The following is a 15,542-nucleotide window of genomic DNA, read 5'->3' on the forward strand; positions in this document are numbered from 1 at the left end:
GCCATCGGCCGGCGAGGCGGCGGGCGGCGCTACGAGTTCAAGCGCCCCCCAAGATTGCCGAGCCGCTGATTGAGGGCCAGTGCGAATTGCTGCAGCGCCGGCGCTGCATGCAGGCCAACGGTCAGCAGCCCCCGGCCCCGGTGCTGGTTCAGAGAGGATGCGGCGGCCTCTACCCAGCTTTTCTCCCGCGCATTCAACGGCTGAGGCCTGAGACCATCGACCCCGAGCGCTTGGGCAATGCCGATCAATAAGGCGGGCAATTTAGACACGGCGGCGGGCAGCCTGTCCGTAGCCGTCACCCCGGTCAGCGTCGGCGTCGGCTCGGCGACCAGCAGCAGGGCATCGCCATTACCGGATTGATAGGCAATCCGGCGTTGCATCCAGCCCTGCGCGTGGAAGGTCTGGAGCGGCCCCGGCCCGAGCAGGTCGTCGTCCAGGCTGACAATGACATGGGCGCGTTCGAGCTGCAGCCGCCGATCCAGCTGCCTGCCGAAAGACGCTGCCGCAGCTTCCGGCCAGCGCCCTTCGGTGGCCGAGAAGCTGTGCCAGCGGGCATGGGGCCAGCGTCGGCGCATCACCTCGATCTGGCGCAGGGCGGTGGGCGAGGTGAGGGGGCCAGTCAGGAGGCGGAACCCCGCGCCGCCGCTCTGGTCAAGACGCGCCGCCTCTGCCGCGAACATGCGGTCGAAATCCCCCCAACTCGTCATTGCCTGGAGATGGCGCGGCGCTGCCGATCGGTCCGGATCATAAAGGTCGAGGAGGGCAGCCTGGGTGAAGGCGTCGGTCGCGCCGCCGCTCGCGGGATGGCGCGGGTTGCCCTCCAGCTTCACCGGCCGCCCCTCGCGCGTCTGGCCGATCACCGGTTGGGCGATCCCTTCCATCGTCACCGCCGTCGCATAGGCGCGTGGCAGGCCGATCACGGTTCCCTCCGGCTCGACGACATAAGGCAAGGCGCGTTCATCCGGCCGGCGCTCACATCCGTCAAGGCCCGCAAGTGCGATCGCACCCCCGAGGCACTTAAGGATATCGCGCCGCCGCCAGTCGGCCGTCGATCGTACAAGGTTTGGAAACCGCGCCTCAATCGTGGCCCGGAAATCCGGGCGATCGACCAGCTCATCGAGGCTGCGCCAGAACGCCCGGCCCCGCGTCTCGCGAAGGCGGCTTAGGGCGGCATCGAGGCCAGGGAAATCAAGCCTGCTCATCGATGGCAGATCCCGCAGTTATCAAGAAGCTTGGGGTCGATGGCATGGGCCTGCATTGCCTGCGCTCCGAAGCGCTTTGACATCTCATCCGTCCAACCGCTCCAGTCCATCCGCGTCACCATGGCGGGGGGGCGGAGATGCGGCGCCGGGTTGCGATGGCAAGACAGGCACCATTGCATCTGGAACGGCTTTGCCTGACTGGTGAGCGGCATTTGATCCACCCGGCCGTGGCAGGTGACGCAAGGAACGCCGCGGTTCACGTGGATTGAATGGTTGAAAAAGACAAAGTCAGGAAGCTGGGCGACCCGGTTCCAGGCAATGGGCTTTCCTGTGGCGAAGCTCTCCCGAACCGGCGCCAATGCCGGAGCATCGGTCCAAATCTGCGAATGGCAGGTCATGCAGATGTGGGTGGCTGGGAGGCCTGCCCGGGCGCTCGTCTCGACGCTCGTGTGGCAATAGCGGCAGTCGATTCCGAGTTCACCGGCATGGTGCTTATGGCTGAACGGCACCGGCTGGCTTATCACCCAGTTTACACCGGTCGAATAGGTTGAATCCAAATAGCCGCCCCCGATTAGAAAGAGGAGTAGGAAGAGGGCGAGCGTGAGGAGAACAAGGCCTCCGTTTGCGAGGCGTAGCCAAGTGTCAGCGGACGGCCCGAATATTTGTGCCAACGCCCAGCCCCCTTTCAATACAAGGGAACGGCCTGCGCTGCGCCTGGTTCCGGCGGTGCCTTGCCCCGCTCAGGAGAGCATGCGCTCTGCCAGGAGCTGGGCCAGATGGATAGCTGTGCGCCCCCCGCGCAGGGCGATTTGTTCGCGGCATGAGAAGCCGTCGGCGACGATGATGGTGTCTTTGGAAGCCGCCCGAATGCGGGGGAGAAGCGCACGCTCGCCGATCTCGGCGCCGTAACGGGCGGTTTCCACCGCCATGCCGAACGGGCCAGCCATGCCACAGCAGCCCTGAGGCGGCCGCTCTACGGTAAGCCCAAGCCTGTCCAGCAGTGACAGCTCGCTGTCGAAGCCAATGATGGCATGGTGGTGACAATGGGCCTGGACAATCGCATGTCCGCCGCGCCGAGGTTCGGGAAAGCGATCGATATGCGCTTCCACGAAATCGGTGAAATGGATTGTCTGATGCGAAAGGCTTTCTGCCTCCTTCCGCCCGGAGAACAGGTTGGGAAGTTCGTCCTTGAAGGCGCTGGTGCAGGCGGGCTCCAAACCTATCATGGGCGTGCCGGCGGCGATATCATCAGCAAGGACAGCGAGGGTTTGCTCCCAAAGCGTCTTGGCCCGGTCGAGCATTCCCCAATCATAGAGCGGGCGGCCGCAGCAGAGGGGATGCGATGGGATGTGGACCGCAAAACCCGCTGCCTCAAGGAGACGCGTGGCGGCGATTGCGGCTTCAGGACGAAAATGGTTGGTGAACGTATCAGGCCAGAGGATGACCCGTTCGCCTGCGGTTCTTGAAGGCCGCCTCCGAAACCAACGCCGGAAGGATTGCCGGGCCATGGCGGGCACATCCAGGCCTTGGTCGATGCCACCTGCCCACTTGGCGATAGATGCGAGGCCTGGCGTACGAAATGCGAAATTGGCCAGCCACGGGACAGGCTCGGCGAGCTGTGCCCAGCGGTGGATGAGGCCGAAGGAATAAGCCGAGCGCGGGCGCCGGCGATGAGCATAATGATGCGCGCGAAATTCGGACTTGTAGGTGGCCATATCCACCGCCACTGGGCAGTCGCGTTTGCACCCCTTGCAGGCGAGGCAGAGGGAAAGGGCGTCCTCCACTTCCGCGCTATCCCAGCCGTCCTCAATCACGCCGCCGCGGACCATCTCGTGGAGAAGATGGGCACGGCCGCGTGTGCTGTGCTTTTCTTGATTGGTGAGGAGATAGGAGGGGCACATCACTTCCGCGCCCACATCCTTGCGTCGGCACTTGCCGACGCCGACGCAGCGGATCGTTGCGCGGGCAAAAGAGCCCTTGTCGGCAGGAAAGGCGTAGTGGGTCTCGACCTTGGGCGGATCGTAGCCAGGGCCGAGCCGGAGATTGGCGTCGAGCGGGTATGGATTGATCGCCTTGCCGGGATTGAGGCGGTTGTCCGGATCCCAGATCGCCTTGAAGGCGCGAAAGGCATTCACGAGGTCCGGCCCGTACATGATCTCGAGAAGCTCGGCGCGCGCCTCGCCATCGCCATGCTCGCCGGAAAGAGTGCCGCCATAGTCGGTGACCAGCCTTGCCGCGTCGGTGACGAACGCCCGGTAGGTGGCCAGGCCCTCCTCGCTGCGAATGTCAAAATCGACGCGGCAGTGGATGAGGCCGTCGCCGAAATGGCCGTAGACGGCGGGGTTGTAGCCATATTTGTGGAACAGCGCCTTGAGATCGCGCAGGTAAGCGCCGACACGCTCCGGCGCGACGGCACTGTCCTCCCAGCCAGGCCATGTGTCAGGCTGGCCAGGCACGAAGGCGGTTGCGCCGAGCGAGGCTTCTCTGATTACCCAAATTTGCTTCTGCTGCTTCTTGTCGGTCACGATGGACGCGGCGCAGCGGCCTTCCATTGCCGCCTGTAGCGCCGTAGCCTTTGCCGTCGCTTCGGCGACACTGTTCCCACCCAGCTCGACGATCAGCCAGCCCTTCCCTTCGGGAAAGAAGCGCAGGCCTCTATGGTCGACATTGCCACGCTTCACGGCATCGTAGAGGAGATCATCGAAGCCTTCGAGCGCGGCCGGGCCATGGCGCAGCACATCGGGCACCGCATCGGCGGCCTCAAAGATGCTGTCGAAACCCATGAGGCACAGCACCCGGCAGGGCGGGCTTGGTATAAGCCTTAGCGTGGCGTCCAAAATGATCGCGCAGGTGCCCTCGGTCCCGGTCAGCGCCTTGGCGACATTGAACCCGTGACCAGGCAAAAGAGTATCGAGATTTTCAAAGCCCGATACACGGCGCGGGATTTGCGGATAGATTTGCTCGATCAGGCTGCCATAGCGATCGCGCAAGGCAAGCAGCGCCTTGTAGATCTCCCCCTGCCGTCCGCCAGTCTGGATCAGGGCCGACAGCGTCTCGTCCGGCGTCGGGCCGATGTCAAGAACATGGCCATCATAGGTGAGGATCGTCAGCCGCTCGACATAATCAGATGTGCGGCCGGACATGACAGAATGAACGCCGCAGCTGTTGTTGCCGATCATGCCGCCCAGCGTGTTGTGATCGTGGGTCGCGGGATCGGGGCCAAAAGTGAGGTGATGTTCTTCCGCAGCATTGCGGAGTGTATCGAGGATGCAGCCCGGCTCCACCACCGCGGTGCGCTGGTCCGGATCAAGCGACAAGATTCGGTTCAGATGCCTCGAGAAATCGATGACAACGGCGACGTTGCAGCACTGGCCGGCGAGGCTGGTGCCGCCGCCGCGGGCGAGGATTGGCGCGTCATGCTTGCGGCAGAGGCGGACGGCTTCGATGACGTCCTCGCGGGTACGGGGCGTGACAACGCCAATAGGGACCTGCCGGTAGTTGGATGCATCGGCGGCAAAGAGGGCGCGCCCTTGCGGTCCGAAGTCGACGTCGCAGGAGAGCGTGGCCTTAAGGTCGCGCTCTAGTGCCTTTGCCTTTTCCGCGGCGAAAGGCGCGTACTCCGCTTCGATCCGCCCTGACGGCGCCTTTTTCCTGATCCTCTCGTCCGCCATGCTTACACCAGTTCCCGCACCGTGTCGGAGGCGACGGTGAGAGCGATCTTGCCGCGATGGGGCGTACCCTTGGCGAGGCTTTCCGCGAAGTGCAGCACCTGCCTGGCTTCGACCTTGGGCGGAATCGGCGGGGCGTCGGGATCCACCACCGCCTCGATCAGGCAGGGGCCGGGCGTTGCCAGCGCGTCGCGCAGCTGCTCGCCGCAGCGTTCGGGATCGTCGATCGTGACGCCACGTATGCCGCAACCTTCGGCAACCTTGGCAAAGTTGATCGGCTCCAGCTCGCAGACATATTCGGGGTTGCCAAGGAACACCATCTGCTCCCATTTGATCTGGCCGAGCGTGTTGTTCTTGATGACGATCAGCTTCACATCGAGACCGTATTTTTCAGGGTGACGAGATCACCCATCAGCATCGCCGCCGATCCATCGCCGATGACAGCGATGACCTGCCGCCCCGGATAAGCGACGGCAGCCGCGATCGCATAGGGAAGGCCGCAGGCCATGCTGGCGAGCGTGCCGGAGCAGCTGAACATCTGGCTCCCTCGCATCATGATATGCCGCGCGACCCAAGTGGTGATCGTCCCGCTATCGGTAATGACGATGGCGTCGTCGCTCAGAAGCTTGTTCAACTCATGGGTGACGATCTGTGGCCTCATCGGCATGTCGCGCCTCGTGCCGCGCTCGTTCATGAGGTCGCGCCATTCGGCCATGTTCTTCTGCGCGTCTTCCAGCCATCTGCGATTATCCTTCGCGCGCAGAAGCGGCAGCAGTTCGGTGAGCACCTGACGGCTGTCGCCGACGAGGCCTGCCTCGGCCGGATAGCGAAGCCCGATCCGCTTAGGATCTATGTCAATCTGTACGCAACGCGCCTGGCCGGGATCTGGATAATATTCAATATAGGGAAAGCAGGATCCGACGATCAGCAGCGCGTCGCATTTTTCGAGCGCATCCTGAGACGGAGTGGTGCCGAGCAGGCCGACGCCACCGGTCGCATAGGGGCTTTCATCCGGGATCGCGCCCTTGCCGAGAAGCGCTGTGCCGACCGGCGCGCAAATCCGTTCGGCGACGGCTTCCAGTTCCGCGCGTGCTCCAAGAGCGCCGCGACCCGCGAGAATGAACGGCTTCTCGGCGGCATTGAGAATTAATGCGGCGCGTTCGAGTTGGCGCCTGTCCGGCACATGGGCGCTGCGAGCCATGAGATTGGAGACATGATCCTCCACATTGCGTTTGGACCGCTTGGCCTTGGACATGGGCATCGACTGAACGTCGACGGGAATGGTGATGTGGGTGGGCTGACGATAGGCGAGCGCGGTGCGGCAGGCCAGTTCGGTTACGTTCTCGACATGAGCCGGCCCCATGATCCGCGTGCTGTAGGCGCAAGCATCCATGAACAGTTTGTCGAGTTCCACGTCCTGCTGCGTGTGCGTGGAGAGCAGATCGTGGAATTGCAGGCCAGTAATGGCGAGCACCGGTTGACCGTCCAGCTTCGCATCGTAAAGGCCGTTCAGAAGATGGATGCCGCCGGGGCCTGAGGTGGACAGACAGACGCCAAGCCTTCCGGTCCACTTGGCATAGGCGCAGGCCGCAAAGGCGGCGGCTTCCTCATGCCGGGTCTGGATGAAGCGAACTCTGTCCTGCGTCTTCCGGAGCGCCTCGATCACCCCGTTGATGCCGTCTCCGGGTATGCCGAAGATCGTGTCCACCCCCCATTCGATCAGGGTCTCGACCAGAATATCGCCTGCGGTCAGGGTGGCCATGGCTCTCTCCACTGCCAAGGGGCTGTCTTTCGAGGTGAACCCCTGCCTTTCACGACTGTTCCCTCATCCCTGGAGGCATCATGCGGAACCAAGGGCGGCTTTCTTGTGTTGCCCAAGCGATGACTGATGTGGATCAGAGCTTCTGGCGGGACGGCGCCAGGGATGGTCGCCGCCGGATCGAGGATTACGGCCTTATCGGCGACAGGGAGACGGCCGCGCTCGTCAGCCGCACAGGCTCGATTGACTGGCTCTGTTGGCCGCGTTTCGATTCCGGGGCGTGCCTTGCCGCCCTGCTCGGCAACGCAGAGAACGGCTTCTGGCGGGTCGCGCCCAGGGCGAATGTAAAGGACGCGTTCCGACGTTATCGTGGCAATACGTTAATCCTTGAAAGTCGGTTCGTGACGGAGGAGGGCGAGGTCGAACTGGTCGACCTGATGCCGCTTCGGGGCAAGGCGTCCGATATCGTGCGTATCGTGCGGGGCCGGAGCGGCAAGGTACGGATGCGATCAGTGCTCGATTTGCGTTTCGATTATGGCGCTTTGCGACCGTTGGTCGATCGAGTGAACGGATACGAAATCTCAGCGCTAGCAGGGCCGCATGCCGTGGTCCTACGCAGCAGTTGTCACCTGAAGGTCGAAGGCAGTGCCATCTGCTGCGATTTCGAGCTAAGGGCCGGGGAAAGTGTCGAGTTTGTTCTCACCTATTTTGCCTCTTACTGTGGCCTGCCGGATCCTGTCGATCCTTATGCGGCGCTCGGGGAGACGGAGCACTTCTGGTCCGAATGGGCGGGCCGCTGCACTTATGAGGGGCCGTACCGCGAGCAGGTCGTGCGATCGCTTATCACGCTGAAGGCTCTAACCTACCGGCCGACCGGCGGGACGGTGGCAGCAGCGACAACCTCTCTTCCCGAAAAAACGGGCGGAACGCGCAACTGGGACTATCGTTACTGCTGGCTCCGCGATGCAGCCTTCATGCTGCTGGCCTTCGTCCATGCCGGCTACAAGGAAGAGGCCCAGGCCTGGCGCAACTGGCTGCTTCGCGCGGTGGCGGGAGAGCCGTCTCATGTGAAGCCGCTCTATGCGCTGGACGGCGACAAGGAGGTGTTCGAGCGGGAACTGCCCTGGCTTTCAGGCTTTAACGACGGAAGGCCGGTTCGGGTTGGCAATGCTGCGCACGATCAGCTCCAGATCGATGTATTCGGCGAGATGATCGATGCCTTCCATCTTGCTCGCAAACATGGCCTGCCCGATCACAAGCGCACCGATTACTTGCAACGCAGCCTTCTAAAGGTATTGGAAAGCCGCTGGAGGCAACCGGATTCCGGCATTTGGGAAATCCGCGCCCGGCCGAGACACTTCGTCCATTCCAAGGCGCTGGCCTGGGTCGCGTTCGATCGCATGGTGCGGGAGGAGGGCAACGGCGCCTGGGACGCGGTCCGCAGGACTATCCGTAACGAGGTGCTGGACAAAGGCTTCAATGCGGATCGGAAGGCCTTCCGACGCGACTATGACTCCGATGACCTCGATGCGAGCACGCTTCTCCTGCCGCTTGTCGGCATCATTGACCCCAACGACCCACGCGCCGTCGGTACAACGCACGCGATCGAGCGCGACTTGATGGAGAACGGCCTTGTCCTGCGCTACCGCTCCGATACGGCGCCGGATGGATTGCCGCCGGGCGAAGGCGCCTTCCTCTCCTGCAGCTTCTGGCTTGCTGACAATTATCACCTGCAGGGACGGCGGGAGGAGGCAGTGGCACTGTTCGAACGGCTTTGCGGTCTGTCGAATGACCTCGGCCTCCTCGCTGAAGAATATGATCCGGCACACGAAGCGATGCTGGGCAATTTCCCGCAGGCGCTGTCGCATGTCGGTCTGATCAACACGGCCTACAATCTGTCAGCGGCCAGGGGTCCAGCCGTAGATCGGCTGGGCAACGGCCACTGATGCGCCCCGGCGGCGGCCCCAGTCTGCCCGCTGAGGCTGTGAGCGCGGCGGCGCAGCTTGGCAGCAGCCCGGCCCGGCACCTCTATCACGGCCGCGACCCGAGACGCGCATCCTCCATCGAGGACCTGCGCGCCATGGCGCACCGCCGTTTGCCCCGTTTCGTCCTTGAATATCTGGAAGGCGGCGCAGAGGAGGAAGGTGCGCTTGCCGGCAACCGCGCTGCCTTCCATCGTTGGCATTTCCTCTCTCATGCGCTTGCCGGCGCGGCGGAGCCGGACCTGTCGATACCTTTGTTCGGAACCGATCTTCCGTTGCCGTTGATCGTTGCTCCGAGCGGTCTTAACGGCCTTTTCTGCCATCGCGCGGACATCCTCCTCGCCGAGGCGGCGGCAAAGGTCGGCATCCCCTTTACCCAGAGCACCATGTCGAATGAAACCATCGAGGCGGTAGCGCGCGTGCCGGGCCTTCGCCATTGGTTCCAGCTTTATATCATGAAGGAGGAGGCAATCACCCACGCGCTGGTTGACCGCGCCGATCGCGCCGGGTGCGAGGCGCTGGTCATCACGACCGATGCCCAGATCTTCGGCAAACGCTCCTGGAGCAAGCGGGAGCGTACCGACCCGACGAGCTTAACGCTTGCTGCCAAGTGGAACGCCGCCCTCCACCCCGGCTGGCTGGCGCGTACCCTTCTTCCTGCCGGGCTGCCGCGATTTCCCAATTTCCAGGACTGGCTGCCGGACGACCGGAGAAGCCTGTTCCGGAGCGCCTTCTGGATCAGGGATCATATGGACAAGGGTGCTGACTGGGAAAGCGTCGCGCGCATCCGCGACAGGTGGAAGAAACCGCTGCTCATCAAGGGGCTCCTGCGACCAGAAGATGTCGACAAGGCCGCCGCTATTGGTGCCGACGCAGCGGTTCTCTCCAATCATGGAGGGCGGCAGCTTGATTGGGCCGCGGCCCCACTGGATGTCCTTCCTGCTGCACGTGAGGTCGCCGTTGGCCGCATCGCGCTGCTGATGGATGGCGGCATCCGAACCGGGGGCGATGTATTGAAAGCAATGGCGCTCGGCGCGGATGCGGTGCTGGTCGGCCGCGCCCCGCTCTACGGTCTGGCGGGCGCGGGCAGGGCAGGGGCCCTGCGGGCCATTGAAATCCTGGCCGATGAAATGGAGCGGGATCTGGCGCTACTTAGCTGCCGGTCTCCCTCCGAATTGGATGGCAGTTTCCTCATGGAGGAGCGCGGCGCGATCTAGTCTCGCCTTTTCGCCAGCAGCCAGCCGATGCCGGCCGTCAATGCCGCCACTCCGATCGCAGCGCGATTGCGGTTGAGCCACATCTGCCAGCTCGTTTCGTGCGCCTGCTCGTCGAACCGGCCATGGGCAGCAAAATCACCGGGCACGGGTTCGAACAGATTGTCCTTCCTGTCTGCTTCAATCGGCTCGGCGGAGGATTGGCTCTCAACGCCCGTCGCAGCGAGATAGTCGTCGACCAAGGACGAGGCGAGCTCGTCGGCGCATATTGCCTCGACCGTCGTATAGCCCACCCATACCTCTTTGCGCCGCACCTGCGCTGCGAAGCGGATGGCACGGGCGGCGACCTCCGGCTGATAGATGCGGCCGACAGGACGCGGCTTATTGCGAATATGGGCGCGCGCCCAATCGAACTGCGGCGTGTTCATTGCCGGTAGTTGGACCATGGTGACATGGACCTTGCTACGCCGATATTCCAGCTCCGGCCGGATGGAATCGAGGAAGCCCTGGATGGCGTGCTTCGCCCCACAATAGGCAGACTGGAGCGGAATGCCGCGATAGGCGAGGGCCGAACCGACGAGCACGATCACGCCCCGGTTGCGCGGCAGCATCCGCCTCAGCGCCGCGCGGGTGCCATGCACCTGGCCGAGATAGGTGACGTCGGTGACGCGGCGGTATTCCTCGTCGCTCATGTCCATAAAGGTGGAAAAGATGCCGGCAAAGGCGTTGTTCACCCAGATATCGATTGGTCCAAGCTCCCGCTCGATCCGCTCCGCCGCCGCCTCGACCGCATCATTATCGGAGACATCGACGGAAAGGCCGAGCGCCCGCCCGCCCATCGCTTCCACCTCCGCGACGGCAGCATCGATCCGGTCTTGCCCACGCGCCAGGATCGCGACGTTTGCACCGGCCCGGACAAACTCCCGGACGGTGGCTCGCCCGACCCCCGCCGTTCCGCCGGTAACGACCACGACTTCAGGCATCGGCATAGGCCGTGGTGGACAGCAGCGCGATCTCCGCCCGCCGGCTGTCGAGCCGCGTGTGCTGGACGACGATCGGCCGGTTCGACCGAATTACGGAGGAGTAATCGGTATCACGCGGCACCGGCTCGGGATTATCCAGGTCGTTGAACCGCAAGTGCAGGGTCCGCCGGGCTGGGACCGTGCAGTGATAGGGACCAGCGGGCTCCCGATCGGCGAAGTAGAGCATGATCTCCACCTCGGCATCCTCATCGCCTGCGTTCAGCAGGCAGGCGGTCTCGTGGGACACGAACGCGCGATCCGTTGGATCCACGCTCGTAGACGGAATATAGCCCTCCGCAATCGCCCATAGCGTTCGGCCGATCATCTGCGCTCCTCCCGAGAAGCGAACGGCGAACGGGGAACATTGGTTCCTTCCGAAGGAGTTGGCTCACTTATAACCTGAAGCGTTGCTGCCGCACCCGGGAGTTGCTGCAGGTGCGCTGCGCCCAGAGGTTGACCACCGCCCACCCAGATATCCACTTCGCCCGCCGGCACGTGTCGATGCCCTTGAGCATCGACAACACTCAGCGCCTCCGGATCAAGCGTGAAGCGAACGTCTTTCGCCTCACCCTTCTTGAGCATGATCCGCTGGAATCCCTTAAGCGCGCGAATGGGTGCGCCTGGGGTTTCATGCGAGACATAAAGCTGCGCGACCTCCGTGCCGTCGCGCGCGCCAACATTTTGAACCCGCACGGTGACATCAATGAGCTCGCCCGCTGCGATTTTCTGCCTGCTCAGCCGCAACGGGCCATAGAGGAAGCGGGTGTAACTCAGCCCATAGCCAAACGGATAAAGCGGTTTACCCCGGAAGTAGCGGTAGGTTCGCCCCTCCATCGCGTAATCCTTAAATGGCGGCAGGTCGCCCGCCGAGCGATAGAAGGTCACGGGCAGGCGGCCGGAGGGGCTGAAATCGCCGGCAATCAGGTCAGCGACTGCACGGCCGCCGGTCCCGCCCGGATACCAGGCTTCGATGATCGCGGGAAGATGGGCGTCCGCCCAATTAACCGCCAGCGCGCTGCCATTCATCAGTACCAGAACCACCGGCTTGCCGGTTGCGTACAGCCGCTTGAGCAGTGCTTCTTGATTTGCCGGCAGATCAAGGCTGGTGCGATCTCCTCCGGAAAACCCGGCCGCGTTGACCCGCATTTCCTCACCCTCCAGCTTCGCGGTAAGGCCACCCACGAAAACGACCAGATCGGCTTGGCGAGCAGCGGCAATGGCGGCATCCTCGCGCGATTCAGCGCCGCTCCAGGCAAGGCTCTGGTCGCCTCGCGATCCCTTCTGTCGCGCCTCAATCACGAAGCGGACGGGCACCCCAGCCTTGAGGTCGATCTCGCGATCGACGATATCCGAAGGCTCCGCCGCATCCCAGGTGTTGACCACCTCCTTGCCATCTATGGTAACCCGGTATCCATCGAAGCTGCTCACCTGGAACCGGTACGCGCCGCTGGTCGGCGGTGTCATCCAGCCGCTCCAGCGTACGCTGCCGTTGCGCTCCTCGCGGTTGGGGCGTCCCCAGCTGAAGTGGACTGTCTTCTCGGTGGAGATCTGCGTCGGCGTGCCTGCGGGAGTCGGTGTGGCGAACACTTGCCGAAGAACGCCGCGCGCGGTGCACCGGGCATCGAGGCAAAGCGCGTCCTCCGGCACCGGCTTGAAGGGCGCGCCCGTCAACCCGGTTCCCTCGACAAAATCAATGCGCGTCTCGGGGAAGCGCTGACGTAGCCCTTCCAGCACCGTCACCGGCTGGGAAGGGGTGCCATTGTAATTACCAACGAGCGCGTCCACATTGTCGGCATTCGGACCGATGACCGCAATGCGTTGCGGCGCGACCTTGAGCGGCAAGAGACCATCATTCTTGAGAAGAACGAGCGAGGCGCGGGCGACTTCGCTTGCAAGCGCCGCATGCTTCGGCGTGTCGTTATCTGCGGGGGTAATTTCAGCGTAGGGCGGGATGGCTGGCGGATCAATCAGCCCCAGCCGGATGCGCGCGGCCATCAACCGTGTCACCGCGCGGTCGAGGACTTCGACGGGCAACAGTTTTTGTTTGATCGCGCGTACGATGATTGCAGGGTCGCTGCTCTTATCCCAGCCGAACTCGGCGCAGAAAAGGTCGGTACCGGCCTTCAGCGCTGCCGCCGCAGCCTCTTCGGGTGTGCGGGTCCAACGATGCGCGTCAGGCTTGAAAAAGTCAGCGATGGCGGCGCAATCCGAGACGATATGGCCCTTGAAGCCCCAGTCGCCGCGTACACGCTCATCAAGCGATGGGCTGGCGCAGGCGGGCACGCCATCAACAGCATTATAGGCGCACATCAAACCTTCCGCGCGCCCCTCGGTCACCGCTGCCCGGAACGCCGGCAGATACGTATCTTCCAGGTCTTGCGGAGAGGGATGGACGTCCTCGCTGTGGCGATCAGCCTCCGGTCCGCTGTGGACGGCATAGTGTTTCACTGTCGCCAGCGTCTTCAACATGCGCGGGTCGTCCCCTTGCAGGCCTCGGATGAAAGCCACGCCGAAGCGGCTCGTGAGGTAAGGGTCTTCGCCCCAGGTTTCCTGGCCGCGTCCCCAGCGGGGATCGCGGAAGATGTTGACGTTCGGAGACCAGACAGTGAGGCCGCGATACTGTCCCGAGCTGCCATCGGCCCCGCGGGAGGCGAGGTACTTGGCTCTGAACTCGGTTGCGATAACATCGGCCGTGCGCTGTATCAGCGGTACGTCCCATGTTGCCGCCATGCCGATGGCCTGCGGGAATACGGTCGCTTCCCCAGCACGGGCGACCCCATGCAGCCCCTCGCTCCACCAGTTGTAAGCCGGGATTCCAAGGCGCGGTATTGCGGGCGCATCGTGTTTGATCTGGCTCGCCTTCTCGAGCAGGGTCATGCGCGCGACCAAGGAGGCCGCCCGCGCATGCGCCTCGGCGATCAGCGCCTCCATCGGCGATGCATCCTGATGGATCGTCTCTTGATCCTTTGTGCTGGGAGAAGGGGTCTGGCGTTGCAGAGTGCCTGAAGCTTGCAGCTGCGCGGGCACGAAGAGAGCGTGAGCGGCCAGGAGGAGCGCTGGCAGCCACGGATATCGATGTTTTGTTTTGCTGCCCATAATGCCCCCTCCTCATATGATTTGAGTAAATGATAGCGCTACCAATTGAGAGTGCAAGTGGGAGATCTGTGCAGGGAGGGAGGCTGGATGTTGTTATGCATCCTCTGATAGGCGGCGCCTTCCAGGCTTTGGCTGATGACAAAAGAGGCGCCAAACAGCGCGTATTTATTAAAAATGCTGCCTTTCCAATAACTAGGGGCCAAAACTCCTAAGGTTAATCAGATTGCCGCATGCAAATAATAATGATATATTATAAAGAACAATGACTTCGCCTGGGGGCTTTGCAAGCGATCTCTGTCTTGAGCCCGTCGAACATACGTCGATGAGGCGTGGATGCCGTTCGATGGGCGGCGTTCGCGCCTGATGGTTTGGGCCACCATGACGCGATGACAAGACATTGCGATGAACTGCTGGGGTAGGGGGGCGTATGGACGAAGTTGATTTTCTGATTGTTGACGATGATCCGGCCATTTGCGAGCTGATGAAACGCGTCGCGAAGAGCTGCGGCTTTTCCGCTGCGGCCGCGACGGATGCCGGGACGTTCAAGGATCTTTACATCAACAATGACGTTAAGGTCATTGTCGTTGATCTTTCCATGCCGGGGATTGATGGCATCGAGGTATTCCGCTTCCTTGCGGAGGCAGGGTGCCAATCCAATATCATGATTATCAGCGGCTTTGATCGTCGGGTTGTCGATTCCGCCTGGCGCCTGGGCGAGCAGCTAGGGCTCAAGATGACATCCGTCATCTCCAAGCCGGTCCGCTTGGATACCTTCCGATCGCTGCTCAAGCAGTCCATCGCCAACCGCCAGGAGTCTGGCTCCAACAGGCCTCCTGAAATCACCGCAACGAATATCCTGGAGGCGATCGCCTGTGGTGATCTGACGCTTGCCTACCAGCCGAAGACCGAAATTTCTAGCGGCAGGCTCGTCGGGGTCGAGGCGCTGGCGCGGTGGCGTCACCCCAGGCTGGGTATGATTCCGCCCACCGTGTTCGTGCCGTTGGCGGAGAAATACGATATTATCGACCGGCTGACGGATCATGTTCTGAAAACTGCCCTGCGGCAATGGCGCGAATGGCATGAGGCCGGGCTTACCATCGATGTTGCCGTCAACTATTCGGCCTTGAGCTTTGGCCGCCTGGATGTTCCCGATTTCGTGCGCGCCCAGTGCGAGGAATATGGCGTGCCGCCGCACCATCTGGTTATCGAACTGACGGAAGGGGCAACGCAGCATAGCATCCGGCTTCTGGATGCGATGAGCCGTTTCCGCCTGAAAGGCATCAAGATCTCGCTGGATGACTACGGCACGGGCTACGCCTCTCTGGCCCAACTGCAGCAGCTTCCGTTCAATGAAATCAAGATCGACAAGCGTTTTGTCGAGAATGCGGACAGGTCGCGTGACTCGCGTGCGATCGTAAAATCGGTGATTGAACTGGCGCACGACCTTGGCCTGACCGCGACGGCGGAAGGGGTAGAGACGCAAAGCATTCTCGATCTGCTTCTGGAACTGGGCTGCGATCAGGCGCAGGGCTATCTTATTGCCAAGCCCATGCCGGGGCCAGAGCTGACTGGATGGCTGGAGCGGCGCGGCTAGGACCG

General features: G+C 62.7%; 9 protein-coding genes and 1 pseudogene. 3 read left to right on the forward strand and 7 right to left on the reverse strand.

Annotation, left to right across the window (positions count from 1 at the left end):
- Positions 1–29 precede the first annotated feature (29 nt).
- From L0C21_RS16095 to L0C21_RS16115, 4 genes and pseudogenes are all read right to left on the reverse strand, one after another.
- The gene (locus L0C21_RS16095; RefSeq protein ID WP_259279421.1) at positions 30–1,202 is read right to left on the reverse strand and encodes a TAT-variant-translocated molybdopterin oxidoreductase; all 1,173 of its coding nucleotides are present in this window, start codon (positions 1,200–1,202) and stop codon (positions 30–32) included.
- On the reverse strand, positions 1,199–1,759 hold the full coding sequence (locus tag L0C21_RS16100) for a cytochrome c3 family protein (RefSeq protein WP_259279422.1): 561 nt from the start codon (positions 1,757–1,759) through the stop codon (positions 1,199–1,201). The genes L0C21_RS16095 and L0C21_RS16100 overlap by 4 nt, the downstream gene beginning before the upstream one ends.
- A gap of 183 nt (positions 1,760–1,942) precedes the next feature.
- Positions 1,943–4,873, reverse strand: a complete 2,931-nt coding sequence (locus tag L0C21_RS16105) for an FAD-binding and (Fe-S)-binding domain-containing protein (protein ID WP_259279423.1) — start codon at positions 4,871–4,873, stop codon at positions 1,943–1,945.
- Positions 4,874–4,875: 2 nt separating this feature from the next.
- Positions 4,876–6,632 (reverse strand): annotated as a pseudogene (locus L0C21_RS16115) (thiamine pyrophosphate-dependent enzyme).
- 119 nt (positions 6,633–6,751) lie between these two features.
- Here L0C21_RS16115 and L0C21_RS16120 point away from each other — a divergent pair.
- Together L0C21_RS16120 and L0C21_RS16125 are read left to right on the forward strand one after the other, a co-directional pair.
- Entirely contained in the window at positions 6,752–8,575 is a 1,824-nt protein-coding gene (locus tag L0C21_RS16120; protein ID WP_259279426.1) for a glycoside hydrolase family 15 protein, read from the forward strand.
- Positions 8,575–9,828, forward strand: a complete 1,254-nt coding sequence (locus L0C21_RS16125; RefSeq protein WP_259279427.1) for an alpha-hydroxy acid oxidase — start codon at positions 8,575–8,577, stop codon at positions 9,826–9,828. Before L0C21_RS16120 ends, L0C21_RS16125 begins: the two co-directional genes overlap by 1 nt.
- On the opposite strand, the gene L0C21_RS16130 is transcribed toward L0C21_RS16125, so the two are convergent.
- From L0C21_RS16130 to L0C21_RS16140, 3 genes are read right to left on the reverse strand one after another with little or no spacing between them, the layout of a single operon-like run.
- Positions 9,825–10,808 carry an SDR family oxidoreductase gene (locus L0C21_RS16130; protein ID WP_259279429.1) on the reverse strand — a complete coding sequence of 328 codons (984 nt, stop codon included), beginning with the start codon at positions 10,806–10,808 and terminating at the stop codon, positions 9,825–9,827. The genes L0C21_RS16125 and L0C21_RS16130 overlap by 4 nt on opposite strands.
- The gene (locus L0C21_RS16135) at positions 10,801–11,172 is read right to left on the reverse strand and encodes a sensory rhodopsin transducer (RefSeq protein ID WP_259279430.1); all 372 of its coding nucleotides are present in this window, start codon (positions 11,170–11,172) and stop codon (positions 10,801–10,803) included. The genes L0C21_RS16130 and L0C21_RS16135 overlap by 8 nt, the downstream gene beginning before the upstream one ends.
- Entirely contained in the window at positions 11,169–13,943 is a 2,775-nt protein-coding gene (locus tag L0C21_RS16140; protein ID WP_259279431.1) for a glycoside hydrolase family 3 C-terminal domain-containing protein, read from the reverse strand. Before L0C21_RS16140 ends, L0C21_RS16135 begins: the two co-directional genes overlap by 4 nt.
- Before the next feature lie 427 nt (positions 13,944–14,370).
- Between L0C21_RS16140 and L0C21_RS16145 the strand changes: the two genes are divergently transcribed.
- Positions 14,371–15,537: an EAL domain-containing response regulator gene (locus L0C21_RS16145; protein ID WP_259279432.1), complete on the forward strand. Its 1,167-nt coding sequence runs from the start codon at positions 14,371–14,373 to the stop codon at positions 15,535–15,537.
- Positions 15,538–15,542 lie beyond the last annotated feature (5 nt).

The sequence above is a fragment of the Pedomonas mirosovicensis genome (genome assembly GCF_022569295.1).
In the GTDB taxonomy this organism is placed as follows: Bacteria; Pseudomonadota; Alphaproteobacteria; order Sphingomonadales; family Sphingomonadaceae; genus Pedomonas; species Pedomonas mirosovicensis.